The following is a 25537-nucleotide window of genomic DNA, read 5'->3' as shown; positions in this document are numbered from 1 at the left end:
CCTCAGCGAACCTTGAGTGTGGCCAGGCCAAGCAGCACCAGCACGACGGTGATGATCCAGAAGCGCACGATGACGCGCGGCTCCGGCCAGCCCTTGAGTTCGAAGTGGTGATGCAGCGGCGCCATGCGGAAGATGCGTCGTCCGGTCAGCTTGTAGGAGCCGACCTGCAGGATGACCGAGACGGTCTCCATCACGAAGACGCCCCCCATGATGAACAGCACGATTTCCTGACGCACGATGACCGCGACCACGCCCAGTGCCGCACCGAGAGCCAAGGCGCCCACATCGCCCATGAAGACCTGGGCGGGATAGGTGTTGAACCACAGAAAGCCCAGGCCGGCGCCCGCGATGGTGGCACAGAACACCGCCAGCTCGCCGGAACCGGCAATGAACGGAATGTGCAGATACTCCGCGAACTTCAGGTTGCCCGAGGCGTAGGCGAAGATCGCAAGCCCCATGGCCACCAGCACGGTCGGCATGATCGCCAGCCCATCGAGGCCATCGGTCAGATTGACGGCATTGGAGCTGCCGACGATCACGAAATAGGTCAGCACCATGTAGAAGATGCCCAGCGGGATGACGACATCCTTGAAGAACGGCACCAGCAGTGCTGTCTCGGCAGGCGTGGAAGCCGTCAGGTACAGCACCACGGCCGCCCCGATGCCCACCACCGACTGCCAGAAATACTTCCAGCGCGCCGGCAGGCCACGGGGATTCTTCTCCACCACCTTGCGGTAGTCATCCACCCAGCCGACCGCACCGAAGCCCAATGTGACCGCCAGCACCACCCAGACATACAGATTGGTCAGGTCGCCCCACAGCAGGGTCGAGACGGCCATCGACAGCAGGATCATCACGCCGCCCATGGTCGGCGTACCGGCCTTGGACAGGTGGGATTGAGGGCCATCATCACGCACGGCCTGGCCGATCTGGCCATCCACCAGCTTGCGGATGACCCAGGGGCCGAGCCACAGGCACAGCAACAAGGCCGTCAGCGTGGCCAGCACCACACGCAGGGTCAGATAATTGAAAACCGTAAAGGCGCCATTGAATTGGGCCAGAAACTCAGCAAGCAGCAGCAGCATGACTCACATTCACCTTGATGCGTCGACCTTGAGCGCGGCAACGACATGTTCCATGCCTGCGCTACGAGACCCCTTGACCAGAACACTGGCCCCGGTGGGTAGATGGGTACGGGCGTAAGCTTCAAGCTCCGCCCGCTCCTTGAAATGCATGCCACCTGCGCCGAAGGCCTCGGCAGTCGCTCTGGCCTTTTCACCACAGGTGGCAACGAAATCGATACCGAGCTTGCGGGCGTAGGCGCCCACCTCGGCGTGCAGCCGCTCGGCGTCCTCGCCCAGCTCGCCCATGGCGCCCATCAGGCACCAGCGCGGAGCAGGAAGGCTCGCCAACAGCTCCAGCGCGGCCAGCATGGCCCCAGGGTTGGCGTTGTAGCTGTCATCGAGCAGACGAGCCCCATTTTGTCCTTCCACGACCCCCAGGCGACCCGGAACGCTCTCGGCGCTCTCGAGCCCCTCGATGACCAGCTGGCTGTCCACGCCCAGCGCCAGACAGGCAGCGGCTGCCGCCAACGCATTGGCGACATTGTGCCGTCCCAGCAGGGCAAGCTGGACCCGCCCCAGCGAGTGGCCGTCAAACGTCAGTTCGAAAGCATAACGCCCGAGCTCATCCGCGCCTAGCTTGCGTGCCTGCAGGCGTGCCGAACTCTCCGCCAGGTCCGCGACGCTGAAGTCGATGATATCCACCGCCTGCCCCGTCGCTGCCAGCGCCTGCCAGAGCGTGAAATAGACATCATCACGATTGAGTACCGCCACCGGACGGCGCCCCCCCAGCGGACTGAGTCCGGCAAGAATCTCGCCCTTGGCCTGGGCGATCTGCCCCATGCCACCGAATTCCCCGACGTGAGCACCGGTGACATTGGTGATGACCGCCACCTGTGGCCGTGCCAGCGCGGTGGTCCAGGCGATCTCACCGAGATGATTGGCGCCCAGCTCGACGACGCCATGCTGATGCGCATCGTTCAGGCGCAGCAGCGTCATCGGCAGACCATAGTCATTGTTGAGGTTGCCCTGTGTGGCAAGGCTCTCGGCGTCGAAGCGCGCGGCATCACGCACCAGGATGGCATGCACCAGTCCCTTGACGCTGGTCTTGCCGCTGTTGCCGGTCACGGCGATCAACGGCCGCCCCCAGGCTCGCCGACGTGCCGCCGCCAGCAGACCGAAGGCGAGCCGCGTGTCAGGCACCACGATCTGCGGCAACGGGTCATCCACCGGATGCTCGACCAGCGCCGCGATCGCGCCATTGTCACGAGCCTGAGCCAGGAAGTCATGGGCATCGAAACGCTCGCCCTTCAGCGCCACGAAAAGCGGCGACCGCTGGCTGGACAGCTTGCGGGTATCCGTCTCGATGGCCCCCAATGACCGGCCGACCAGCGCCGAAGGCAGCCGAGCCGAGAGCAGCTGAGCCACCTCATCGAAGCACTCCAGCCCAGGAGACTGCACTGACGCACTCATGCGTCGCTCTCCAGACCTTCCTGAGTGGAGAGCGCACGACGCTCGAGCGCCGCCACCGCATGTGCGACATCCGAGAACAGCAGACGCTCGCCCGCCACTTCCTGGTAATCCTCGTGGCCCTTGCCGGCGATGAGAATCACGTCATGTTCGCCTGCATCACGGATGACCTGGGCAATGGCCTCGGCGCGCCCGGCGATTTCCCGGGCGCGCTCCCGGGCCTGGATGCCATCCATCATCTGCTGACGAATGACAGCGGCCTCTTCACTGCGCGGGTTGTCATCGGTAATGACGACGCGATCGGCGCCCTGCTCGGCGGCCGTCGCCATCAGCGGGCGCTTGCCGGTATCGCGATCACCGCCACAGCCGAGCACGCACCACAGGCGCGCATCATCACGCGCCGGCAGATGGGCACGCAGTGCCGTCAGCGCGGTCTCGACCGCCTCCGGGGTGTGGGCATAGTCCACCACCACCACGGGCGCGCCCTCGCGGGTCAGGCGCTGCATGCGTCCCGGCACCGGCGTCAGACGCGGTGCCGCCGCGAACAGGTCCGCCAGCGAATGGCCGAGACCATGCAGGATCAGCATCGCCAGCAAGGCATTGTCGAGGTTGAAGCGCCCCATCAGATTGAGGCCGAGCTCACGCTCACCGTCAGGCGTCGCGATCACGGCCACCTGCCCCAGCGGCTCAGGGAAGACGTCCAGCACGCGCAGGGTGGCCACCTCGTCACGCCCCATCGCCAACACGCGCACACCGCGCTGCATGCCGGCCAGCATCAGACGCGCCAGCGCATCATCGGCATTGAGCACCGCAAGCTTGAGTTCCGGTCGCTTGAAGAGCTTGGCCTTGGCCGCGGCATATGCCGCCATGCTGCCGTGGTAATCCAGGTGATCACGCGACAGATTGGTATAGCCCGCCACCGTGAAGCGGCAGCCGTTGACACGGTCCTGGTCCAGCGCATGGGAAGAGACTTCCATCGCGACCAGTTCCGCACCGGCCATGCTCAGGCCCTTGAGCGCCGCCTGGACGGCGAGTGCATCCGGCGTGGTGCGCTCGCCGGCGACCAGCGCGCCAGGGCGGCCGATCCCCAGCGTGCCGATCATGCCGGAGGGGATGCCGAGCGCCTCGGCAAACTCGGCAATGTAATGGGTCACGGAGGACTTGCCGTTGGTGCCGGTCACGCCGACCAGCGTCAGTGACTCCGGCACACCAAAGGCCTGTCGTCCCAGCTCGCCGAGCTGCGCGCCGAGCCCCTCGAGCCAGACGACACGCTCGTCTGCGTGAGACTCAGGCGGGGCTTCCCCCTCGGAAGACTGCTGTGCCACTACCAGCGCCGCGCCCTTCTCGAGGGCGGAGGCAATGTAATCGCGACCATCGCTGCCGATACCGGGTACCGCGATGAACAGCGACCCCGTCGTCACGTGGCGACTGTCGATCGTCAGATGCCAGTCGTCTTGCGCCATCACGAGTGCGGTCAGGCGACTATCGCTGAACACGCCGGGCCACAGCGCCATGAGCGCGCCAAGCAGCTCGCTGGCTGTCGCCAGTGGCCGTGCCAGAAATTCGCCCAGCGGCTCTGCCGAGGCCTGCTCGGCCAGATCTTGCGATGAAGTCATGCTGGAAGACCTTCCTTGTTGCTGAAGCTGGGACGTATTCGCTACACGAAAGAAATGGATGTCACGCGCCGTCTCCGGCATGCATGGCGGCAGATGTCACCGCTCACTCACCGACGGCGCTGTCAGGTGGCACATCCAGAAGACGCAGCGCCTTGCCGACCACGCGACCGAACACCGGCGCCGCGACTAGGCCCCCGTAGTATTCCTCGCCCTTGGGATTCTCGATCATCACCACGGTCACGATGCGCGGGTCGGACACCGGCGCAATGCCGGCGAACAAGGAGCGATAGGCCGTCTTCTGATAGCCACCGGAGGTCACCTTACGCACCGTACCCGTCTTGCCCGCGATACGGTAGCCCTCGACCACGGCACGCTTGGCGGGACCATTGGGCTGGACGATCTTCTCCATCATCCCGAGCAGGGCATGGGAATTCTCGGGCGAGATGATCTGATCCCCCACCGGCGGGGTATTCACCTTGAGCAGCGACGGTGCCAGCCGGCGACCATCATTGGCCAGCGCGGTATAGGCGCTGGCCAGCTGCAAGGCCGAGACACTGATCCCATACCCGTAGGACATGGAGGCCCGCTTGCTGCGCGACCAGTTGGTCGGGGCCGGCAGAACGCCCGTCGTCTCGCCCGGGAAGCCGGTACCCGGCGCCTGCCCCAGACCCAGCTCGTAATAGCGATTCCATACCGCGTCATCCTCGAGGCTCAGCGCCATGCGGCTCATGCCGATGTTGGAGGAGTGATAGAGAATGCCGGCCATGTCGAGCTTGCCGTAATTGCGGAAATCGCGAATCGTGAAGCGGTCGACCCGCATGTAACCCGGCGTGGTGTCGATCACCGAGTCCGGCTGATACTTGCCGGAGGCCAGACCTGCACTCATCGCCAGAGGCTTCATGACCGAGCCCGGCTCGAAGGCATCGGTGATCGCACGGTTGCGCAGACCGGCAGGGTCAAGCCCCGCACGATTGTTGGGGTTGTAGGACTTCTGATTGACCATCGCCAGCACTTCTCCCGTGCGAGCGTCCATCATCACCAGGGTGCCACCGTCGGCACGGTGCTCGGCCACGGCGGCCTTCAGCTCACGGTAGGCCATGTACTGAAGACGCAGATCGATGGAGAGGGTCAAATCACCACCAGGCTTGGCTTCGCTGATCAGGTGCAGGTCACGCACCAGGCGCCCCTTGCGGTCCTTGAGCACGCGACGCTTGCCCGGCGTACCGGAGAGGTAGGAATTGTAGGCAAGCTCAAGCCCCTCCTGACCCTTGTCATCGACATTGGTCACGCCGACCAGCTGCGCGGAGACCTCGCCCGAGGGGTAGTAACGCTTGTATTCCTGCTTGTGGTGGACACCCGGAACATCCAGGTCGATGGCGGGTTGTGCCTGAGGAGGGGTCATCTGACGCTTGATGTACATGAAGCCCTTGCCGGCATCACGATATTGGCGCACACGGCGGATCAGGTCGTCAGGCTGCTGGCCGAGCGCGCGTGCCAGCAGTGACAGGCGCACTGGATCATCCGGCACCAGACGCGGGTCCGCCCACAGCGTGATGACCGGCGTCGAGATGGCCAGCGGCTCGCCACTGCGATCGGTGATCATGCCACGGTGCGCGTTGATGCTGTCGACGCGCAGAGTGCGCGCATCCCCTTGATCCTGAAGGAACTGCTGATCGAAGAGCTGCAGATAGCCGATACGCCCCACCAGGGCCAGGAGCCCTGCGAACACGATACCCAGCATGATGCGATAGCGGGCGGACCCCATGGGCCCACGCGCACTCTTGCGCGCCCCGGCGGCGGCAGAACCAGCCGTCTTGCCGCGACTGGCCGCGCCGGGTGGCGCAGTGCGTGCGCCGCGGGAGCGAGGGGCCTTGGGGTCCGAGGAAGGAGGTCGACGTGTGGCCATCAGCGAATGACCTCGACATCGTGGACATCCGGTACGCGCATCTCGAGACGCTCGGTACTGATGCTCTCGATACGCGCAGGGGCGGACCAGGCACTTTCCTCAAGCAGCAGACGCCCCCAGCGAGCACGCGCATCATCACGCGCCGCCTCGAGCTTCTGGAGTTGCGCGTATTGGCCGCGCGAGAGATGGGAGCTTACGACGACAGCAGCGGCGGATCCCAGCAGGCAGATCATCAGCACCACGAAGCACAGATGACGCCAACGCATCTGGAACCTGATCGGCCAGTTCCCTCTCCAGCTGCCCTGCTGCTTGCGTCCCGCCATGCTGACTCCCTTATCACTCTGAACGCGGTGATCTGCACCACGATTTATCCCTGCGGGACGACCCGTCAATCCATGCATGTCAGGCATGCAACACCCGATGGCTGACGGCTTGTCCTGTTCATCGCCGCAACATGCCGGCCACACATCACTCGTGATGACCAGCGGTACCATCAGGCGACGACCGGCGCATTATGTCAGCTTGTGGCGTTGGTCGTTAAGCGTTGCGAGGCACCGACACACATGTCGCACAACGCTGCGTCCCCTTGCGAGCGCGCCTGCCAAAAGGCAGGCGCTGGGATGACCACGATACACGCCACGAACCGGGCGTTATTTCAGCTTCTCGGCGATGCGCATCACGGCACTGCGTGAGCGTACGTTCGCCTGCACCTCGCTTTCGGAGGCCTTCTGAGCCTTGCCGACCAGCTTGAGGCGCTTGTTGAGCTGATCTTCGCGAATGGGCATGCCACGCGGCGCCTGATCGCCACGCGCCTTGTCGCGCATGAAGCGTTTGACGATGCGGTCTTCCAGCGAATGGAAGCTGATCACCACCAGCCTCCCCCCCGGCTTCAGGGCTTCCAGGCCCGCATCCAGCGCGCGGGTCAGCTCATCCAGCTCGCCGTTGACATGGATGCGGATCGCCTGGAAGACACGCGTCGCCGGGTGCTTGTGCTTCTCCCAGTTGGGATGCGCGTCCTTGATCAGGCTGGCGAAGTCACCGGTCCGCGTGATGGGACGCTCGGCGCGGCGCTCGACCACCGCACGTGCGAGACGCTTGGCATAGCGCTCCTCACCGTAGGTCTTGAAGACCCACGCCATGTCCTCGGCACTGGCACGTGACAACCACTCAGCGGCACTCTCGCCACTGGTGGGGTCCATGCGCATGTCCAGCGGACCATCATTCATGAAGCTGAAGCCACGCTCGGCATCATCCAGCTGCGGCGAGGACACGCCGATATCCAGCAGAATGCCATCGAGCTGACCATGCACGCCTTCCCGCTCGGCATATTCGCCCAGGCGGGCAAATTCACCGGCGTGAATGGAAAAACGGGAATCCTCGATGGTGGCGGCTTCCGCCAATGCCTGGGGGTCGCGATCACAGGCGATCAGACGTCCACCGTCATCGAGACGCGACAGGATCAGGCGTGAGTGACCGCCGCGCCCGAAAGTACCGTCGAAATAGACACCGGAGACGTCCTGAATCAGCCCATCCACCGCGCCATCGAGCATGACACTGACATGCGCGAAGCGATCCGCAGCTTCGGATTCGGCGGCTGACATGGCAGCGGCTGATTCGGGAACGGAGGGAGCGCTGGGCTTGGACATGACGAAATTCGGGACCTTGGCACGCGTTGCGGGCAGTAAAGGCGGACGCCAGTCGTCTGGCGGTAGACCGCAGGAAAGCAGAGACATTCGCATGATTATCGATGGCACAATCGACAACCGGCGCCGGTCACGACTTCATGTCCGCCGCCATTGCAAATGGCCAGCCACGGAGCACGGAGCGGACGGCGCCGGTCATGCGGTGTCACATGTCAGCTCTGAACTGCGCGTTTCGCATCACAGGGCTGACATCTTCAATATTAGGCGGGAGACGGCCGATAAGCCGGGTCTTGTCGTGGACAGTCATTCATCTAGGCCCTGAATCACTTCAGGGCTCAAGCAACCAACCCGCCCCCACTGCGGGCAGCAGCATAGGGGGCCTATTTGGTCTTGCTCCAGGTGGGGTTTACCTCGCCGCGAACTGTTACCAGACGCGCGGTGCGCTCTTACCGCACCCTTTCACCCTTACCGGTCAGCCGAAGCTGACGTAGGCGGTCTTCTCTCTGCTGCACTTGCCGTCGGCTCACGCCGCCCAGACGTTATCTGGCACCTTGCCCTATGGAGCCCGGACTTTCCTCCCCCAGCTCACGCTGGCGGCGACTGTCTGGCCATCTCCCAAGCGCGCAAGACTATCAGTGTCACATCGTTTCCACAAGCTGGCGCTGCAGTGCACCTGGCCCGGAAGAACGCCGAAAAGCCAGATATGCCAAGCACTTGGAAAACACCTCTCGCTTACGCTTCTCGTGGTTCCGCCGCATCCTTCAGGGCTTGTGCCTTGGCATACCAGGCCTTCTTGCGCCCGCCGACCAGACGAGTGGCGATCGCCGCCATCTGTTTGACGCCGACCCCCTCTTCCCACAGCACCTTGAGAAGCGCATCACCCTCAACGCTGGCAGCCTCGTCGCCCTCACGTGCCGGAGCCCCTTCGATCATGACCACGAATTCACCGCGCGTCTGATCGCCATCCGCCTCCATCATCGCCAGTAGCTCAGCAGCCGTCCCGTCCAGGAAGGTCTCGAAGGTCTTGGTCAGCTCACGTGCCAACACGACTCGGCGCGCCCCGAGAACGTCGTGGATATCCTTCAACAACGCCTGGATACGGTGAGGCGACTCATAAAGCACATGCGTCGCGCCATCCTCACGCAGTGCCGTGAGACGCGCCTGACGTGGTCCACCCTTGTGAGCGAGAAACCCCTCGAAGGTGAAGCGATCCGTCGGCAGGCCAGCAGCGCTGAGCGCGGTAATCAACGCGCAGGGGCCGGGAAGCGGGACTACCTTGAAGCCGCGCTCCCGCAGCGCCCGCACCACGATGAAGCCGGGATCGGAGATCAGCGGCGTCCCGGCGTCGGAGACCAGCGCGACACGCCGTCCCGCCTCCAGGGCCTGGCACAGCTGATCGACCCGCCCGCGCTCATTGTGGTCATGCAGTGACATCATGGGGACTTCCAGCCCCAGATGGCGCAGCAGACGGGCACTGTGGCGGGTGTCCTCAGCCGCGATCAGATCCACTTCGCCTAGCACCCGCGCGGCACGTGGGCTGAGGTCATCGAGGTTACCAATCGGCGTGGCGACCACGTACAATACGCCTTCAGAAGACTCAGACATTCAATGCTTCGACTCGTTGAACTCAGTGGTAGATATGGACGTCAGAGACAGCCGAGTGGCCTGACCACCTGCGGCAGACATGCCCGCACGAGCAGCCACTCCGAGACCCGTCTCATTCGTCATTGCAGTATTCATCCGTCATTACAGCAGCGGCGACGCGGGCCACGGCCTCATCGCCCATCAGCCAAGGGACCGTCGTACATGGGCCAGACATGGAATCGTGCGCCTGACAACGTGCTGCGCACTGCGTCAACCATTCGGCACAAGAGCTTGCGCCTCCCACGCACCAGCCTGCGCGGACTGGCCGGCATGGCCATCGCGGCACTGCTGCTGGCCGGGTGTGCCGGGCAGTCCTCCCGTCCCAGCGGACCGGGGGCGGACGCGCTGCTGGCTCAAGCGGAGCAACAACAGGGCCAACAGGCCGCCGGCACCCGACTGCAGGCCGCCGATATCCTAGCACGCAGTGGCGACAACGCGCAGGCGATCACCATCACCTCGGACATCGACCCCGCGAGTCTGGAACCCCAGCAACGCGTGCAATGGGCCCTGTTGCTGTCGCGCATCGCCCTCGAGCAGCAGGATGGCTGGAACACGATACTCGCCACGTCCGTGCTGGAAGACGACATCACGATGTCCAGCGACGATCAGCGCACGCTGCGCAAGCGTCGCGGCCTGGCGCTCGGCATGGTCGGCGAACCTCTGGCCAGTGCCCAGACGCTGATTGCCCTGCAGGCGGACACTGATGACCTCAGCATCAATGACACCCTGTGGGAACAGCTCACGCGCCTGTCTCCCAGCCAGCTCGGCGAGCTGGCCAGCGCCAACGCCATTGCCAGCGGCTGGACGGACCTGCTGCGTCTGCAGCGGCGCTTCGGCGGCAACATCGACCAGATGTTTTCCGCCATCAACGACTGGGCGGATGCCAATCCGCAGCATCCGGCCGCACGCCAGATGCCGCAGGGCATCCTCGATCTGCGCGAGCTCTCCGGCCAGGAAGTCCGCAAGATCGCGGTCTTCCTTCCGCAGTCCGGCCCACTCAAGCGTATCGCGCAGGCAATTCGTGAGGGCATCGAGGCACGCCATCGCAGCGCCATCGACAATGCCGAAGCCACGCCGCAGCTGAGCTTCTTCGATACCTCAAGCGCCGATCTCAAGACATTGTATGCCCGCGCGACCATGGAGGGAGCTCAGGTCGTGCTCGGCCCGCTGGACAAGCAGCTGGTCAGCCAGCTCGAGACCCAGAGCAGCCTGCCGCTGCCGACCCTGGCCCTCAATTACGGCACCCATGAGCGCAATCAGGCCGACAACCTCTTCCAGTACGGCCTGTCCGCCGAAGACGAAGCGCGCCAGGTCGCACTGCGCGCTTCACTTGACGGTCATCGTGGTGCCGCGGCCATGATTCCCGACAATGCCTGGGGTCAGCGCGTCTACAGCGCCTTCCGTGATCGCTTCGAGCAGGAAGGTGGCGACATCGTTTCCATCGAGCGCTACAACCCCAAGGGCCCGGTCAGTGAAGCGGTCAAGGATCTGCTTTCCGTCTCCAGCCAGGATCAGGCGCGCATGAAATCCGCCAAGAAATCCGGCAGCAAGTATGGCCGCGCCCACTCCGGCAACATCGACATGATCTTCCTGCTGGCGCTGCCAAGCTACGCTCGTCAGGTGCCGCCGATGCTGGACTTCTACTACGCGGGCAACCTGCCGATCTACGGCACCTCACACCTTTATGAAGGCTCCCCCCAGCCCGCTCAGGATGGCGACCTCAATGGCGTCAATTTCGTCGACATCCCCTGGGAAGTGCCGCAGGCCTCCTCCGGCGGCAAGGCCACTCTGCCGGAAGCCGATACCTATCGCGCCCTGTCGGATGCCTCTCCGCGCATGCTCAAGCTCAATGCCATGGGCGTCGATGCCTATCGCCTGGCACAGCGCGTTCCGCTGATGCTGGCCGGTGCCGGCGGGGAACTCTTCGGAGCGACCGGCAGTCTATTCCCGCGTCATGATGGACGCATCGAACGCACGCTGCCGTGGGCGGAGTTCAGAGGCGGCGTACCACGCCCGCCGCTGAAAGGCGCCAGCAGCCGCACCGTCGAAGCCTACACGCCCTGACATGGCGCGCCCTGGAACGACCGGGCAGGAGCCACCACAGCGTCGCGCGAGAGCGCGCGGCGCCGTGATCGAAGCCGAGGTCGAGAAATGGCTGTCAGCCAGAGGTCTCGTGCCTGTCACGCGCAATTCGCATGCCAAGGGCGGCGAGATCGACTTGATCATGCGTGATGGTGACACCCTGGTGTTCATCGAAGTGCGTTACCGCGCCAGCTCCCGGTTCGGCAGCGCACTGGAAAGCGTGACCGCCACCAAGCAACGCCGGCTGATCAAGGCCGCGCGTTTTTATCTGGCCCATCACGGGCTATCATGTTCCTGCCGCTTCGACGTGGTCGGCGTGGAGGGTCCTCCCCCTCTCGCCATTCACTGGATACGCCACGCATTCGAAGCGTTCTGAAGCCAACGACCAAGAGCCATCATGGATTTCCAATCTCGTATTCTCGGCCACTTCAACGCCAGCATCGACACCAAGACATACGCCAGTGAAGTGCTGCCGCCCTTCATCGAAGCGGCGAGTCAGATGATGGTCCAGAGCCTGGTCAATGACGGCAAGATTCTGGCCTGCGGCAACGGCGGCAGCGCCGGTGACAGCCAGCACTTCTCGTCAGAGCTGCTCAATCGCTTCGAGCGTGAACGCCCGAGCCTGCCGGCCATCGCCCTGACCACCGATACCTCGACGTTGACGTCCATCGCCAACGATTACAGCTACAACGAGGTGTTCTCCAAGCAGATTCGCGCCCTGGGCCAGCCCGGCGACATCCTGCTGGCCATTTCCACCAGCGGCAACTCCGCCAACGTGGTACAGGCCATCCAGGCGGCCCATGACCGCGACATGCGCGTGGTGGCACTGACCGGTCGTGACGGTGGCGACATGGCTTCCCTGCTGGGCAGCGAAGATTGCGAGATCCGCGTACCGGCGACCTCCACCGCGCGCATTCAAGAAGTCCATCTGCTGGCCATTCATTGCCTGTGTGATCTGATCGATCACCAGCTGTTCGGCAGCAACGAATAACGCCTTGCGACACACGGCGCTCACCAGGAGATTACGGCATGACGCCAAAGTACCTGCTTTCCCTCATGGCCACCGCCGGCTTTCTATCCCTTGCGGGCTGTACCACCGTGGCCGACCTGACTCACAGTGGTCCCATTGACGAGGACTACGGTGATCGCACTCTGGGCGCTCAAGTGGAAGACGAGAGCATCGAGACCAAGATCGAAGTCAATCTCGGCAAGATCGATGCGCGCTTCAATGACGCCCATGTCAACGTGAATGCCTACAACGGCATGGTCCTGCTGACCGGGCAAGTGCCCAGCGATGAGCTCAAGCAACGCGCCGCGGAAGTCGCCAAGGATGTCCGTCGCGTACGCCAGGTACACAACGCCCTGGAAGTCAGTGCCAATGCGCCTACCAGCCAGCGCGTCCAGGACACCTGGCTGACCACCCGCGTCAAGGCGACTCTCGCAGCCGATGCCAACATCGATTCCGGGCGCATCATGGTGCTGACCGAGAATGCCAGCGTCTACCTGATGGGCATCGTGACCCGCTCGGAGGCCGACCAGATCGTCAGCAAGGTCTCGGAAGTCGGTGGCATCCAGCGTATCGCCAAGGTCTTCGAGTATCTTGATTGACGTCGTCCGCACTCCATGACGTATGGGTGAAAACGACGACGCCCCACAGGCCTGGCCTGTGGGGCGTCGTCGTTACCAGCCCAAGAGGACTGAAGAGGAGTGTCCACTTACTTGATGACTCGCAGCGACGGACGCCCCTTGCGGGGAGGCTTCGGCTGATCATCGCCGCCATCCTCATCGGAAGAGGAGATGCTGCCGCCCTCCTGCTCCTCGGCACTCGCGACCTCATCGGCCGCCGCATCACCCCGTGACGCCTCCTCACCCTGCTCATCATCAGCAGCGCTGCTGGCACCACCGACACTGGCCAGAGTCGGACGTGAAGGCGCCTGAGCCTCCTCACCGGAGGTCGCCTCATCCGAGGCTGCCTCACCGAAGGCCAGGTCATCCGCACCCGGCATGACAGGCTCATGCCCGAACACCATGCCAACGCCATTCTCGCGAGAGTACAGCGCCACCAGCGCCGGTGTCGGCACGCTGACGTGCATCGGCTGACCACCGAAACGAGCATTGAAGCTGACACCCTCATTGGCGATGAGCAGATCACGCACGGCACCCGGCGCGATGTTCAGCACGATCTGGCCATTTTGCACGTGTTGACGCGGCACCTGAACGCCATCCTGCTCGGCATCCACCACGATGTACGGCGTATTGTCGTTATCCAGCAGCCACTCGTAGAGCGCACGTGCCAGATAAGGGCGACTGGAAAGCATGAGAGAACCTCTTGAACTGCAATGGATGTCACGATGACCGACGTCCTGCGACGCCGAGCTACAGCTTGCGGGCACTGACACCACGTGACGGTCGAGACACCTGACCTCGGCCCCTCCCCGCCTCATGATCCGAGCCCGGAACCCACCCCGGGGTGGGTTCCAGTGACTCAAGCACCCCTTTCGGGATTGCTCAAGCGAATCAGATACGCATCTCGCGCTCTGCCTCGGAGAGAGACGCCTTGAAGGCATCACGATCGAACAGACGCTCCATGTAGTTCAGCAGCGGTTTGACCTGCTTCTCCGGCAGCTCGATGTTCAATGTCGGCAGACGCCACAGAATCGGGGCGATGCACGTGTCGACCAGAGAGAACTCGTCGCTCATGAAGAACGGCATGTCATCGAAGATCGGCGCGATTCCGATCAGGCTCTCGCGCAATTCCTTGCGTGCCTTGTCGGCTTCCTTCTTGGTGCCATTCTGGATGGTTTCCATCATCGGCACCCACTCGCGCTCGATGCGGTGCATCCACAGACGGCTCTGGGCGCGCGCCACCGGATACACCGGCAACAGCGGCGGATGCGGGAAGCGCTCGTCCAGGTACTCCATCATCACCTTGGACTCGTAGAGGACCAGGTCACGGTCCAGCAACGTCGGCACACTGTTGTACGGGTTCAGATCAGCCAGCTCGGCCGGACGGTTGTCATCATCTACATCAATGACATCGACTGCTACACCCTTCTCGGCCAGCACGATCCGTACACGGTGGCTGAAGTGGTCGTCACCACCGGAGTAGAAGGTCATCGATGAACGCTTGGCCACAACACCCATGAAACTGTCCTCGCATCTGTTCGAGCCATGCCCGCGTCAGCTTTTGGCCTGACGAACGGGAATAAGTTTCCTCTGGGCGCCTCATCAACTGTGTGACGCGCCCAGAGGGTCAACCTTGCGTCACCCGCAAGCGACGCAAGCGGGCGCACGACCGATCAGCCGTGCGCCCGTCACTGCCTGCACGCCATTATCAATGAGCGCCACTCCGGGAGCCATCAATGAATGTCGCGCCAGTATTCCTTCTTGAGAAGATATGCCAGCAGAGTAAAGATCAGGATGAATATTAACACCTTGGGGGCCATGCTCTCAGCCTTGAGTCGCGATGGTTCGCCCACATAGGCCAGAAAGTTGGTCAGATCCCACACGGCCTGGTCGAATTCCTCTGCTGTCATGCTGCCCGGCGAGGTGATCTCCAGCACGTCGCAGGAGTCATAGTGCCCCGTTGCCGGGTTCAACTCCGCTCCCGGAGGCACCAGGTCACTCTGGGCACAGACCTTTTCCTGAACGCCCTGCAATGTCTCCAGCACATTGGGCATCGCCACCAGCGGATAGACAGTATTGTTGACACCCCAGGGGCGCTCGGGATCGCGATAGAAGCTCTTCAGGTAGGAGTAGATCCAGTCCGTCCCGCGCAGACGCGCCTCGAGAGACAGATCCGGTGGCGGCGTACCGAACCAGCTCGCGGCGTCCTCAGCCTTCATCCCGATGCGCATGGTGTCATTGATCTTGAGTTCTGGCGAGAAAATCAGATATCGCTCGACCAGATCCTCGGGCATCTCCAGGTCCTCTGCGGCACGCGAATAGCGCTGATACTGCAGGCTGTGACAGCCGAGGCAATAATTGGTGTAGAGCTGCATGCCGCGCTGCAACGAGGGCTTGTCATGCAGATCCGGCTGCATAGACTCACGCACTGCCTCGCCCCCTGCCGCGCTGACAGCTCCCGCCCCCAGCAGGCCGGCCACCACCACGCCTGCAGCCAGTACATGCTTCAGCCAGTCCCTTGACCCACCCTTTTGCCCGCTCATCGGCCCGTCACCCTGTCCGGCACCGCTCGCGTCTTCTCGAATCGCGTATACAGCGGCATCAGTATGAAGAAGGCGAAGTACGCCACCGTCGCGATCTGCGCGATGATCGTGCGCTCGAACGTCGGCGGCATCACGCCAAGCACCCCCAAGGTCACGAAGCTGACCACGAACACGAGTATCGCGATACGCGATAGCCAGCCCTTGTAACGGATGGAGCGCACAGGAGAACGATCAAGCCATGGCAACACGAACAGGATGGCGATCGCCAACCCCATCACCACCACGCCCCAGAACTTGGCATCGACCCCGAACAAGGGATAGTTCACGGCCCGCAACATCGCGTAGAACGGCGTAAAGTACCAGACAGGGGCAATATGCTCAGGTGTCTTCAACGAGTTGGCCGGTTCGAAATTGGGCGTTTCGAGGAAGTAGCCGCCCCCTTCCGGGAAGTAGAAGATCACGGCACAGAACACGAACAGGAACACACCGACACCCACCAGATCCTTCACCGTGTAGTAGGGATGGAACGGAATGCCATCCAACGGCTGACCCGCCTCATCCTTCCTGTCCTTGATCTCGATGCCATCCGGATTGTTCGACCCCACCTCATGCAGCGCCACCAGATGCAGCACCACCAGCCCGACGATGACCAGTGGCAAGGCGATGACATGCAGGGCAAAGAAGCGATTCAAGGTAATGCCGGACACCAGGTAGTCGCCACGGATCATCTGCGCCAGATCCGCTCCGATGACCGGGATCGCCGTGAACAGCGAGATGATCACCTGCGCCCCCCAGTAGGACATCTGCCCCCAGGGCAGCAGATACCCCATGAAGGCCTCGGCCATCAACGCCAGATAGATGCACATGCCGAAGATCCACACCAGCTCACGCGGCGCTCGGTAGGAGCCGTAGATAAGCCCCCGGAACATGTGCAGATAGATGACGACGAAGAATGCGGACGCCCCCGTGGAATGCATGTAACGGATCAGCCAGCCATATTCCACATCGCGCATGATGTATTCGATCGAGGCAAAGGCCCCTTCGGCGGTCGGGGTATAGCTCATGGTCAACCAGATACCGGTAATGATCTGATTGACCAGCACCAGCAGCGCCAGCGAGCCGAAGAAATAGAAGAAATTGAAGTTTCTGGGCGCGTAGTAGCCTGTCAGATGGTCCTGCAGCATCTGGGTGGCCGGAAAGCGATCATCGATCCAGCGCATGATGCCTCGCGACGCCTTGGCACGTTCTGGATTCCCCATCACACAGCCTCCTCATCGACGCCGATCACCAGCACCTGCTCGCTTTCATAATGATGTGGCGGCACCTCGAGATTCGAGGGCGCCGGCACTCCGGTGAACACGCGACCCGCGAGATCGAATTTCGAGCCATGACAGGCACACAGATAGCCACCCGGCCAGTCAGCGCCAAGATCCGCGGCCCCCATCTCGGGTCGATAACCCGGCGAGCAGCCCAGATGGGTGCAGATTCCCACCAGTACCACGTACTCAGGCTTGATGGAGCGCAGGACAGCATCCACATAGGCTGGCTGCTGGGGACGGCGTGATTCGGGGTCCTGCAACTCGGCGTGCGGGATGGCCCGGATGTCATCAATCATCTCGGGGGTGCGACGCACCACCCATACCGGCTTGCCGCGCCACTCGATGGTCATCTGCTGACCCGGTGCCAGGCGCGAGATATCCGCCGTGACAGGTGCACCTGCCGCTCTTGCCCGTGCGCTCGGCTGCCAGGAAGCCAGAAAGGGCGTCGCGATGCCAACGGCGCCTATCGCCCCCACGACACTGGTCGCACTGACGAGGAAGCGGCGCCGCCCTCGATTCACACCTCGATTAGCCATATTGTTATTGTCTCCCGAACACCACCGCATGCTGCCAGACCATTCCCTTGCCGGGCACTTGACGCTTGACTGTATTAAAGGGCAAGAACCCACCGCTCACAACTCAAGAAAATCACTTTACCAGAAGCGGCTTTCTTCAATTGCGCTCGCACCATGCGCTTGACGCCCCTATCAAGATCGCAAAAAAAACGCCCAGCACCCTTTCGGGTACTGGACGTTCTTGTGGTCGACGCCTGTTCTCTTAACGCTTGGAGAACTGCGGACGACGACGGGCCTTGCGCAGGCCGACTTTCTTACGCTCGACTTCACGAGCATCACGAGTGACGTAGCCGGCGGCACGCAGTGCCGGACGGAAGTCCTCGTTGTAAGCCATCAGGGCACGAGTGATGCCGTGACGGATGGCGCCAGCTTGAGCGGAACCACCACCACCGGCGACAGTGACGTAGACGTCGAACTGTTCGGTAGTTTCGGTCAGCTCGAGCGGCTGGCGAACAACCATGCGACCTGTCACACGACCGAAGTAGTCGTTCAGGTCACGCTGGTTGACGGTGATTTTGCCGGTGCCCGGCTTCAGGAAGACGCGCGCGGTAGAAGTCTTGCGGCGCCCGGTACCGTAGTGCTGCTGTGTCATGGCGATGCTTCCCTCAGATGTTCAGTTCTTGCGGCTGCTGCGCAGCGTGCGGATGCTCGGCGCCAGCATAGACTTTCAGCTTGGACTGCATGGCACGACCCAGCGGGCCCTTCGGCAGCATGCCCTTCACCGCCAGCTCGATCACGCGCTCAGGCTTGTGCTCGATCATCTGGTTGAAGTTCATGGAGCGCAGGCCGCCCGGGTAACCGGTGTGACGGTAGTAGGTCTTGGCTTCTGCCTTGCGACCAGTCACAGCGACTTTCTCGGCGTTGATGACGACGATGTAGTCGCCAGTGTCAACGTGCGGAGTGTACTCGGCTTTATGCTTGCCGCGCAGGCGACGAGCAATTTCGGTAGCCATACGGCCCAGCGTCTTGCCGGCTGCGTCGACGACGAACCAGTCACGCTGGACGGACTGCGGCTTGGCAGTAAACGTCTTCATGGATGAATCACCTATAGTCGGGTCTTGCACTTGAGTGCGCGACCAATCCCTATTTTTCTTGGTTGTCCGACGCCTGGCAGTCAGTGGCAGGCCGCTTGCGCGGTCACCGCCGACTCGACTCCAGACTGCCCACGCCCATCAAGGGTGATTGACCCAGGACGACTCGTGGACCGGACAACAATTCGAGCGAGCGCGCATTGTACATGCCAGACGCCCGCACCACAAAGGCTATTTCGTCTTCCGACATCGCCTCATGGCTTGTGAGGCAGCGCAAGGTATTCACGCGACTGCATTTCCTGCAGGCGTGACAGGGTGCGCTCGAATTCGAAGTCGAGGTTGCCGCCGGTGTAGAGCTGCTCGACCGGTGTCTCGGCACTCATCAGCAGCTTGACGCCACGGTCATAGAACTCATCGACCATATTGATGAAGCGGCGCACCTGATCATCGCTGTCACGCCCCATCTGCGGCACCTCCGACACCAGCACGGTGTGGAACTCGCGCGCAAGCTCGATGTAGTCATTCTGGCTGCGCGGGCCATCGCACAGCTCATCGAAATGGAACCACACCACATCCTCGTGGCGACGCAAGGCATGCAGCACGCGGTGATTGATGCTCAAGCCTTCATCGGCATGACCTTCGGCTCCGGCAATGGAGCGGAACTCACGCGCCAGTCTGGCACCGCTCTCGTCACCCAGCGGACTGTGGAACAGCTCGGCATGCTCCAGAGCGCGCAGGCGATAATCGATACCCGAATCCACATTGACCACGGTGCAATGGCGCTTGACCAGGTCGATAGCCGGCAGGAAGCGCGCACGCTGCAGGCCATCCTTGTAGAGATCATCCGGCACGATGTTCGAGGTCGCGACCAGTACCACGCCCTGCTTGAACAGCTCCTCGAACAGGGTGGCGAGAATCATGGCATCGGTGATGTCCTTGACGAAGAATTCGTCAAAGCAGATCACGCGCGCTTCCACGGCAAACTTGGCCGCCACCAGCGTCAGCGGGTTCTTCTCGCCCTTGTAATGGCCAAGCTCGTTGTGGACGCGCTGCATGAAGCGGTGGAAGTGCGTCCGCATCTTGTCCGCGAAGGGCAGACTCTCGTAGAAGGTATCGACGAGATAGGTCTTGCCGCGCCCCACGCCACCCCAGAAATACAGCCCCATGATGTCCGGGGTCCTGTCGACGGCGGCCGGCCGCGACGGCTTGCCGAACAATCGACGCACCTTGGAGCCAAGCCCGCCATTGCCCGTGACATCTTCGACCTTGTCAGGCGTCTGGCGCGGAGTACGCACCAGATCGTCATAAAGGCGCTGAAGGTGACGAACGGCATCTTCCTGGGCGGCATCGTAGGCAAAGTCATCACGCTTGAGGTCTGCCTGGTACTTCTCGAGGGGCGTAGGTGCTGGCATGGAGAAACCCGGTGCAGGCCAGATTCAGCACTGGGCTGCATCTGGCGCGAAGTGAAACGAGGTCACGCCTGCGCCAGCATGGCTGACAATCAGGCAAGAACGAAATTGCGCGGCATTATACGCCCTGAGTGCAACTTTACCCACCACACCCGACGGGAAGTCCTGCTTCCCAGGCCCTACAGTGCCATGACGCGCCTCGATGGCGAATGGCGCCCTTGCTTCGGGGCGACCAAGGTCTCTCTCATGACGAATTGACGTGACGCGCCAACCCATCGATATAATGGAGTGCGTACGCTTTTGAAATACAGGCACTCTTTGCCTCATGGCCAGCGTCGCTGGACACACTGCAAGAGTCTGGACATTGGCAGCACATCATCGTGATGGCCTGCCCCGGCGGTGAAGATCACCGCAGTCGTGACACAAGGAGAGCGACGTGAACGAGAGCAATATTGACTGGATCCTGGCCATCGCCTGTTTTCTGGCTGGCATCGGTATCGGCGCCTTGTGCTACCACCTCCTGAATGCCAACGTGGCCCGCAATCAGAAGACCCGCCAGAAGCTGGCGGAGCGTGAGCTGGAACTGACCCAGTTCCGTGACGCCCTGAATGATCATTTCTCCAAGGCCAGTGATCTGACGGATCAGATCCAACGTGCCGGCAACGAGCTGCGCCAGCACCTGGCCAGCGGTGCCTCTTCACTGTGCGATGACAGCCAGCTCAAGCGCCGCCTGCTGGATACTGACACCACGCTTGAAGAAGACATGGGCGAGAAGGTCGACCTGCCACGTGACTATGCCGACAATCGCGGCACGCTGTCAGAGGATTTCGGTCTCAAGCCACAACCCGCGGAAGGCGAAGCGCAGAGCGCCAACCCGCCGCGCATCTGAGCAACCTCCTTCTGCCGTGAGTTCCCTCACGGCCATTGGACACGACAACGGCCACCTTCCAGGGGTGGCCGTTGTCGTTGGCAAGGATCACTCAGGCCGTCACAGGGCGACCATGAGCTGACTCAAGCAGGGTTGTCGATATCCACGAAGCGATGCTCGACGCCATGCTCGGCCGCCAGCCACTCGCCCAGCGCCCGAACCCCATCGCGCTCGGTCGCATGATGCCCTGCCGCCAGGTAGGTCACCCCCTCTTCGCGCGCACTGTGCGTGGTCCGCTCCGAGATCTCACCGGACAGGAAGGCATCGACTCCCGCCTCGATGGCCAGACCGATATAGTCCTGCGCCCCTCCCGTGCACCAGGCAATGCGCTTGATCGGCCGATCATGCCCGGCGATCACGAGCACCTCTCGCCCCAGACGACGACTGAACTCGGCCCCCAACGCGGCACTGTCCAGCTCACCGCCTGCCGCAAGCTCATCTGCGAGACGCCCGACATGCACCAGTCCACGCCCGGGGACGCCATCCAGGCATCCTTCACTGACCAACCCCAGGCGCTCGGCCAGCTGGGCATTGTTGCCCAGCGTCGGATGGGCATCCAGCGGCAGGTGATACGCCGCCAGATTGATGTCGTTCGCCAGCAGTGTCTTGAGGCGACGGCGCTTCATGCCCGTGATCCGAGCGGGTTCGTTCTTCCAGAAATAGCCGTGATGCACCAGCACCATATCCGCCTGCCATGCCACGGCTTCATCCAGCAGCGCCTGATTGGCGGTAACGCCCGTCAACACTCTGCGGACCTCGCGCCGCCCCTCGACCTGAAGTCCATTGACGGTGTAATCCTTGAAGGCCTGCGCCTCCAGACAGCCATCCAGCGCCTCGACCAGCACGTCACGATCAGCCATTGAGCCTCCAGCAGTCAGATTCATCGAGTGTTACACTGGCTGCCATTGTAACGGCGCAGCCTCACCATGTAAGCGCATGGCAGCTTCGCCGGGTACCGAGACATGGGTGACACGTCTTGAGCACGTCATCAATCTTCCTCTTCACCCTCCGCCTGCCAGCAGCAACCCTGCGGATGGCGACCGCCCCACGGCGGTTGCCCTCAGGAAAGCTGACGGCCCGGCAGGACCACGGATCATTCACCAGGACTCCTGATGCCTCAGACGCGACGCCCCCTTCGCAGTTCATTGCTCCCCCTTCTCTGGCCAGTGGTCACCGGGGTATTGCTTGCCATCGTGGTGCTGGATCGCTTCCCTGAACTTGGACATTCCGAGCCGGCGCCCGAGGTTGGCCAACAGGGCGGCCAACAGGGCGGCGCGATCGTCTCTCGAGATCAGCAGGTGCTGCCATCTCCCGCCTTGACCCTCTCCGCCGAACAGCGCGAGGAATCCGCCAATCCGGTACTGCGCGAAGCGCCGCCACTGCAGCGCAACAGCGGGCCGGCCAGCTACCAGACCGCCGTGGACGCCGCCGCCCCCGCCGTCGTCAACATCTACTCCTCGCGCAAGATCGAGGACGACAGCAAGCACCCGCTGATGTCCGACCCCTTCTTCAACCAGTTCTACGGGGAAAATGCCTTGCGCAGCCAGCGCATGCTGTCGAGCCTGGGCTCCGGCGTCATTCTCTCGAGCGACGGCTATATCCTGACCAACAACCATGTCATTCAGGGTGCGGATCAGATACAGGTCGCCCTGCGTGATGGCCGCGAGACACTGGCCAAGGTGGTCGGGGTCGACCCCGAGTCCGATCTCGCGGCGCTGAAGATCGATATTGAAGATCTGCCGACGGTGGCGATCGCCGACTCGACCCAGGTCCACGTCGGGGATGTCTCGCTGGCCATCGGCAACCCCTTCGGAGTCGGTCAGACCGTCACCATGGGCATCATCTCGGCCACCGGACGCAACCATCTTGGCCTGAATGCCTACGAGGACTTCATCCAGACCGATGCCGCGATCAATCCCGGCAACTCCGGTGGAGCGTTGATCAATACCGATGGCTCACTGGTCGGCATCAATACTGCCATCTACTCCCGCTCCGGTGGCTCGCAGGGCATCGGTTTCGCCATCCCCGCCAACCTGGCACGTGACATCCTCGAATCACTGGTCGATCACGGCCGGGTGATTCGCGGCTGGCTGGGCCTGGAAGTCCAGGAGCTGACGCCGTCGCTGGCGCACTCCTTCGGCTTGAGCGCTCCGCAAGGCGTGGTGGTCGCCGCCGTGCTGCGGGATGGCCCCGCGGCACAGGCCGGCCTGCGTCCCGGTGACATCCTGACGGCAGTCGCCGGCAAGCGCCTGATCGATGCGCGCCTTGCCATGGCCGACATCGCTGCGGTCAAGCCGGGCGACACCCTGCAACTCAATCTGTTGCGGGATGGCAAGCCCATGGAGGTCAGCGTCAAGGTCGGTGAACGGCCGATTCCCGATAGCACGCCCTCTCCTGCCGCCGCAGCTCCGGGCGTCTCATCCCCCGGCTGACAATGGCCGCCGGACTGGCAAACGGCTTTCACGCAAGAACCAGAGCCAGAACCAGAACCAGAACCAGAGCCAGAAAAGCCCGCCACGGAAACCGTGGCGGGCTTTTTCATGCTCATGAACTACACCATGCTCATGAACTACACCATGCTCACTCGATGATGCGATTCTCGGCACTACGGGCGTGAGCGGTCAGCGACTCACCCCGCGCCAGCACCGATGCGGTACGCCCGAGTATGGAGGCACCTTCGGCCGAGCACTGGATCAGCGAGGAGCGCTTCTGGAAGTCATAGACCCCCAGCGGCGAGGAGAAGCGCGCGGTACCGGACGTCGGCAGCACGTGATTCGGGCCGGCACAGTAATCGCCCAGTGCCTCGGAGGTGTGGGAGCCCATGAAGATGGCGCCCGCATGGCGGACACCTTCGACCCATGCTTCCGGATCCGCCACCGACAGCTCCAGGTGCTCCGGCGCGATACGGTTGGTCAGTTCCAGCGCCTGCTCGGGCCCGCTGACGCGAATCAGGGCGCCACGCTCGCGCAGCGAGGTCTTGATGATCTCGGCACGCTCCATGGTCGGCGCGAGACGTTCGATTGACGCCTCGACCGCAGCGAGGTGCTCATCATCCCAGCTGATCAGGATCGCCTGGGCATCCTCGTCATGCTCGGCCTGCGAGAACAGGTCCATCGCCAGCCAGTCCGGATCGGTCACGCCATCGCTGACCACCAGAATCTCGGACGGTCCGGCGATCATGTCGATGCCGACCTGACCGAACACCGCCCGCTTGGCAGTGGCCACATAGATGTTGCCGGGACCGACGATCTTGTCGACGCGCGGCACCGTCTCGGTGCCATAGGCCAGTGCCGCGACGGCCTGGGCGCCGCCGATGGTGAAGACCCGATCGATACCCGCCAGGTGAGCCGCGGCCAGCACCAGTTCATTGACCACGCCATCGGGGGTCGGCACGACCATGATGATCTCGCGCACACCGGCGACATGCGCGGGGATCGCGTTCATCAGCACGGAAGAGGGATAGGCGGCCTTGCCTCCCGGGACATAGATGCCAGCGCGATCCAGCGGCGTGACCTTCTGCCCCAGCAAGCTGCCATGCTCATCCTTGAAGGACCAGCTTTCCGGCTTCTGATGCTCGTGATAGACGCGCACACGCTCCGCCGCGACCGCCAGCGCCTCGCGCTGATCCGCCGGCAGATCGGCGTAGGCTTTTGCCAGACGTTCGGCGTCGATCACCAGCTCCGACATGCTGGAGACACTCAGACGGTCGAAGCGATTGGAAAACTCCACCAGCGCGGCATCGCCTTCCTGCTTGACGCGCGAAAGGATGTCGGTGACACGATGCTGTACCTCGGCATCGGACACCCCCTCCCAGGCCAGCAATGCATCCAGGCGGGCAGTGAAATCGGTATCGCGGCTATCGAGCCGGTTGATCAGGGTATCCATGCGAACCTCTTGTCATGTCATTGGCAGTGAGGGCTGAGCCGGACGGGCGCTGCTGCCAGATCGTCTCTGCGATCTTGAGTGATGTCGTTGCTGACGAGTCCCGCCGCGTGACACGAGGCCGGGACCTGGTCATTCATGCGTCGCGACGTGCTTCCACCGCCTGACGCAGGCGGTCGATCAACGGCTTGAGGCGATCATGCTTCATGGTCATGGCAGCCTTGTTGACCACCAGACGCGTGCTGATGTCGGTGATCAGCTCACGCGGCTCCATGCCATTGGCACGCAGGGTATTGCCGGTATCGACGATATCGACGATCTCATCGGCCAGATTCATCAACGGGGCCAGCTCCATCGCGCCATACAGCTTGATGACTTCGGCTTGGATGCCCTGTTCCGCGTAGTAGCGACGCGCGACATCGACGAACTTGGTGGCGACGCGACGTCGCGCGCCCTGCTGCTGCTGACCGACGACCCCGGCCGTCATCAGACGACAGGCCGCGATCTCCAGATCCAGAGGCTCATAGAGACCTTCGGCGCCATGCTCGAGCAGCACGTCCTTGCCGGCGATGCCCAGATCAGCCGCTCCCAGCTGCACATAGGTCGGCACATCGGTGGCGCGAATGATGACCAGCTTGACGTCAGGCAGATTGGTATCGAAGAGCAGCTTGCGGCTCTTGTCCAGATCTTCCAGCGGTTCGATCCCGGCATCCGCCAGCAGCGGCAGGGTTTCCTTGAGGATACGCCCCTTGGAAAGGGCGACGACCAGTTGCTTGCTCATGGGGTATTCGCCCGTGCTTGT

General features: G+C 62.8%; 24 protein-coding genes and 1 other RNA gene. 6 read left to right on the top strand and 19 right to left on the bottom strand.

All coding sequences use genetic code 11. The features are described 5' to 3' along the window. Positions 1-2 precede the first annotated feature (2 nt). The 8 genes from mraY to rsmI form a co-directional block, all read right to left on the bottom strand. Positions 3-1085, bottom strand: coding sequence for a phospho-N-acetylmuramoyl-pentapeptide-transferase (gene mraY / locus BOH68_RS03610; RefSeq protein WP_077371680.1), 1083 nt, complete (start codon positions 1083-1085; stop codon positions 3-5). A gap of 9 nt (positions 1086-1094) precedes the next feature. Next, entirely contained in the window at positions 1095-2534 is a 1440-nt protein-coding gene (locus tag BOH68_RS03605; RefSeq protein ID WP_077371677.1) for a UDP-N-acetylmuramoyl-tripeptide--D-alanyl-D-alanine ligase, read from the bottom strand. After that, positions 2531-4045 carry a UDP-N-acetylmuramoyl-L-alanyl-D-glutamate--2,6-diaminopimelate ligase gene (locus tag BOH68_RS03600; RefSeq protein WP_103751375.1) on the bottom strand — a complete coding sequence of 505 codons (1515 nt, stop codon included), beginning with the start codon at positions 4043-4045 and terminating at the stop codon, positions 2531-2533. Before BOH68_RS03600 ends, BOH68_RS03605 begins: the two co-directional genes overlap by 4 nt. 205 nt (positions 4046-4250) lie before the next feature. Beyond that, the gene (locus tag BOH68_RS03595; RefSeq protein WP_077371671.1) at positions 4251-5912 is read right to left on the bottom strand and encodes a peptidoglycan D,D-transpeptidase FtsI family protein; all 1662 of its coding nucleotides are present in this window, start codon (positions 5910-5912) and stop codon (positions 4251-4253) included. A 140-nt stretch (positions 5913-6052) separates the two neighbouring features. Then, the gene (gene ftsL, locus BOH68_RS03590; protein ID WP_077371668.1) at positions 6053-6376 is read right to left on the bottom strand and encodes a cell division protein FtsL; all 324 of its coding nucleotides are present in this window, start codon (positions 6374-6376) and stop codon (positions 6053-6055) included. Between the two features lie 327 nt (positions 6377-6703). After that, on the bottom strand, positions 6704-7654 hold the full coding sequence (gene rsmH / locus BOH68_RS03585; RefSeq protein WP_077371665.1) for a 16S rRNA (cytosine(1402)-N(4))-methyltransferase RsmH: 951 nt from the start codon (positions 7652-7654) through the stop codon (positions 6704-6706). Positions 7655-7959: 305 nt separating this feature from the next. Next, an RNA gene (gene rnpB, locus BOH68_RS03580) (RNase P RNA component class A) lies at positions 7960-8312 on the bottom strand. A 116-nt stretch (positions 8313-8428) separates the two neighbouring features. After that, a complete protein-coding gene (gene rsmI, locus BOH68_RS03575; protein ID WP_077371662.1) occupies positions 8429-9301 on the bottom strand; it encodes a 16S rRNA (cytidine(1402)-2'-O)-methyltransferase in 873 nt (290 codons plus the stop codon). Positions 9302-9502: 201 nt separating this feature from the next. Between rsmI and BOH68_RS03570 the strand changes: the two genes are divergently transcribed. From BOH68_RS03570 to BOH68_RS03555, 4 genes are read left to right on the top strand one after another with little or no spacing between them, the layout of a single operon-like run. Then, positions 9503-11404 (top strand): penicillin-binding protein activator, encoded by a 1902-nt coding sequence (locus BOH68_RS03570; RefSeq protein WP_077371659.1) that lies wholly within the window; start codon positions 9503-9505, stop codon positions 11402-11404. 1 nt (position 11405) lies between these two features. Further along, the gene (locus BOH68_RS03565) at positions 11406-11798 is read left to right on the top strand and encodes a YraN family protein (protein WP_077371656.1); all 393 of its coding nucleotides are present in this window, start codon (positions 11406-11408) and stop codon (positions 11796-11798) included. Between the two features lie 21 nt (positions 11799-11819). After that, positions 11820-12413, top strand: coding sequence for a phosphoheptose isomerase (locus BOH68_RS03560; protein WP_043332512.1), 594 nt, complete (start codon positions 11820-11822; stop codon positions 12411-12413). A 38-nt stretch (positions 12414-12451) separates the two neighbouring features. Beyond that, the gene (locus tag BOH68_RS03555) at positions 12452-13030 is read left to right on the top strand and encodes a BON domain-containing protein (RefSeq protein WP_077371653.1); all 579 of its coding nucleotides are present in this window, start codon (positions 12452-12454) and stop codon (positions 13028-13030) included. A gap of 107 nt (positions 13031-13137) precedes the next feature. On the opposite strand, the gene BOH68_RS03550 is transcribed toward BOH68_RS03555, so the two are convergent. From BOH68_RS03550 to zapE, 8 genes are all read right to left on the bottom strand, one after another. Beyond that, positions 13138-13740 (bottom strand): ClpXP protease specificity-enhancing factor, encoded by a 603-nt coding sequence (locus BOH68_RS03550; RefSeq protein WP_077371650.1) that lies wholly within the window; start codon positions 13738-13740, stop codon positions 13138-13140. Positions 13741-13939: 199 nt separating this feature from the next. After that, a complete protein-coding gene (sspA, locus tag BOH68_RS03545) occupies positions 13940-14566 on the bottom strand; it encodes a stringent starvation protein SspA (RefSeq protein WP_077371647.1) in 627 nt (208 codons plus the stop codon). A 215-nt stretch (positions 14567-14781) separates the two neighbouring features. Next, on the bottom strand, positions 14782-15591 hold the full coding sequence (locus BOH68_RS03540; RefSeq protein ID WP_077371644.1) for a cytochrome c1: 810 nt from the start codon (positions 15589-15591) through the stop codon (positions 14782-14784). Continuing rightward, positions 15588-16850: a cytochrome b gene (locus tag BOH68_RS03535; protein WP_077371641.1), complete on the bottom strand. Its 1263-nt coding sequence runs from the start codon at positions 16848-16850 to the stop codon at positions 15588-15590. The genes BOH68_RS03540 and BOH68_RS03535 overlap by 4 nt, the downstream gene beginning before the upstream one ends. Next, entirely contained in the window at positions 16850-17446 is a 597-nt protein-coding gene (petA, locus tag BOH68_RS03530; RefSeq protein WP_077371638.1) for a ubiquinol-cytochrome c reductase iron-sulfur subunit, read from the bottom strand. The genes BOH68_RS03535 and petA overlap by 1 nt, the downstream gene beginning before the upstream one ends. 241 nt (positions 17447-17687) lie before the next feature. Then, positions 17688-18077 carry a 30S ribosomal protein S9 gene (gene rpsI, locus BOH68_RS03525; protein WP_043332522.1) on the bottom strand — a complete coding sequence of 130 codons (390 nt, stop codon included), beginning with the start codon at positions 18075-18077 and terminating at the stop codon, positions 17688-17690. A gap of 13 nt (positions 18078-18090) precedes the next feature. Continuing rightward, entirely contained in the window at positions 18091-18519 is a 429-nt protein-coding gene (gene rplM, locus BOH68_RS03520; protein ID WP_065392477.1) for a 50S ribosomal protein L13, read from the bottom strand. Positions 18520-18770: 251 nt separating this feature from the next. Continuing rightward, the gene (gene zapE, locus BOH68_RS03515) at positions 18771-19928 is read right to left on the bottom strand and encodes a cell division protein ZapE (protein WP_077371635.1); all 1158 of its coding nucleotides are present in this window, start codon (positions 19926-19928) and stop codon (positions 18771-18773) included. 433 nt (positions 19929-20361) lie between these two features. Here zapE and BOH68_RS03510 point away from each other — a divergent pair, with 433 nt between their 5' ends. Further along, positions 20362-20814, top strand: a complete 453-nt coding sequence (locus BOH68_RS03510; protein ID WP_077371632.1) for a YhcB family protein — start codon at positions 20362-20364, stop codon at positions 20812-20814. Between the two features lie 122 nt (positions 20815-20936). Here the strand turns inward: BOH68_RS03510 and BOH68_RS03505 are convergent, their stop codons facing one another. Further along, positions 20937-21713, bottom strand: a complete 777-nt coding sequence (locus BOH68_RS03505) for a Nif3-like dinuclear metal center hexameric protein (RefSeq protein WP_077371628.1) — start codon at positions 21711-21713, stop codon at positions 20937-20939. A 252-nt stretch (positions 21714-21965) separates the two neighbouring features. Here BOH68_RS03505 and BOH68_RS03500 point away from each other — a divergent pair, with 252 nt between their 5' ends. Continuing rightward, on the top strand, positions 21966-23285 hold the full coding sequence (locus BOH68_RS03500) for a S1C family serine protease (RefSeq protein ID WP_077371625.1): 1320 nt from the start codon (positions 21966-21968) through the stop codon (positions 23283-23285). A gap of 148 nt (positions 23286-23433) precedes the next feature. Here the strand turns inward: BOH68_RS03500 and hisD are convergent, their stop codons facing one another. Together hisD and hisG are read right to left on the bottom strand one after the other, a co-directional pair. Beyond that, positions 23434-24738 carry a histidinol dehydrogenase gene (gene hisD / locus BOH68_RS03495; RefSeq protein WP_077371622.1) on the bottom strand — a complete coding sequence of 435 codons (1305 nt, stop codon included), beginning with the start codon at positions 24736-24738 and terminating at the stop codon, positions 23434-23436. A 133-nt stretch (positions 24739-24871) separates the two neighbouring features. After that, positions 24872-25516 (bottom strand): ATP phosphoribosyltransferase, encoded by a 645-nt coding sequence (hisG, locus tag BOH68_RS03490; RefSeq protein ID WP_077371619.1) that lies wholly within the window; start codon positions 25514-25516, stop codon positions 24872-24874. Positions 25517-25537: the final 21 nt, after the last annotated feature.

It is taken from the genome of Cobetia sp. MM1IDA2H-1, from assembly GCF_002916775.2.
GTDB classification, from domain to species: domain Bacteria; phylum Pseudomonadota; class Gammaproteobacteria; order Pseudomonadales; family Halomonadaceae; genus Cobetia; species Cobetia marina.
Note: the sequence above shows the minus strand (reverse complement) of the source record. Positions and strands in the feature narration are given on the sequence as shown.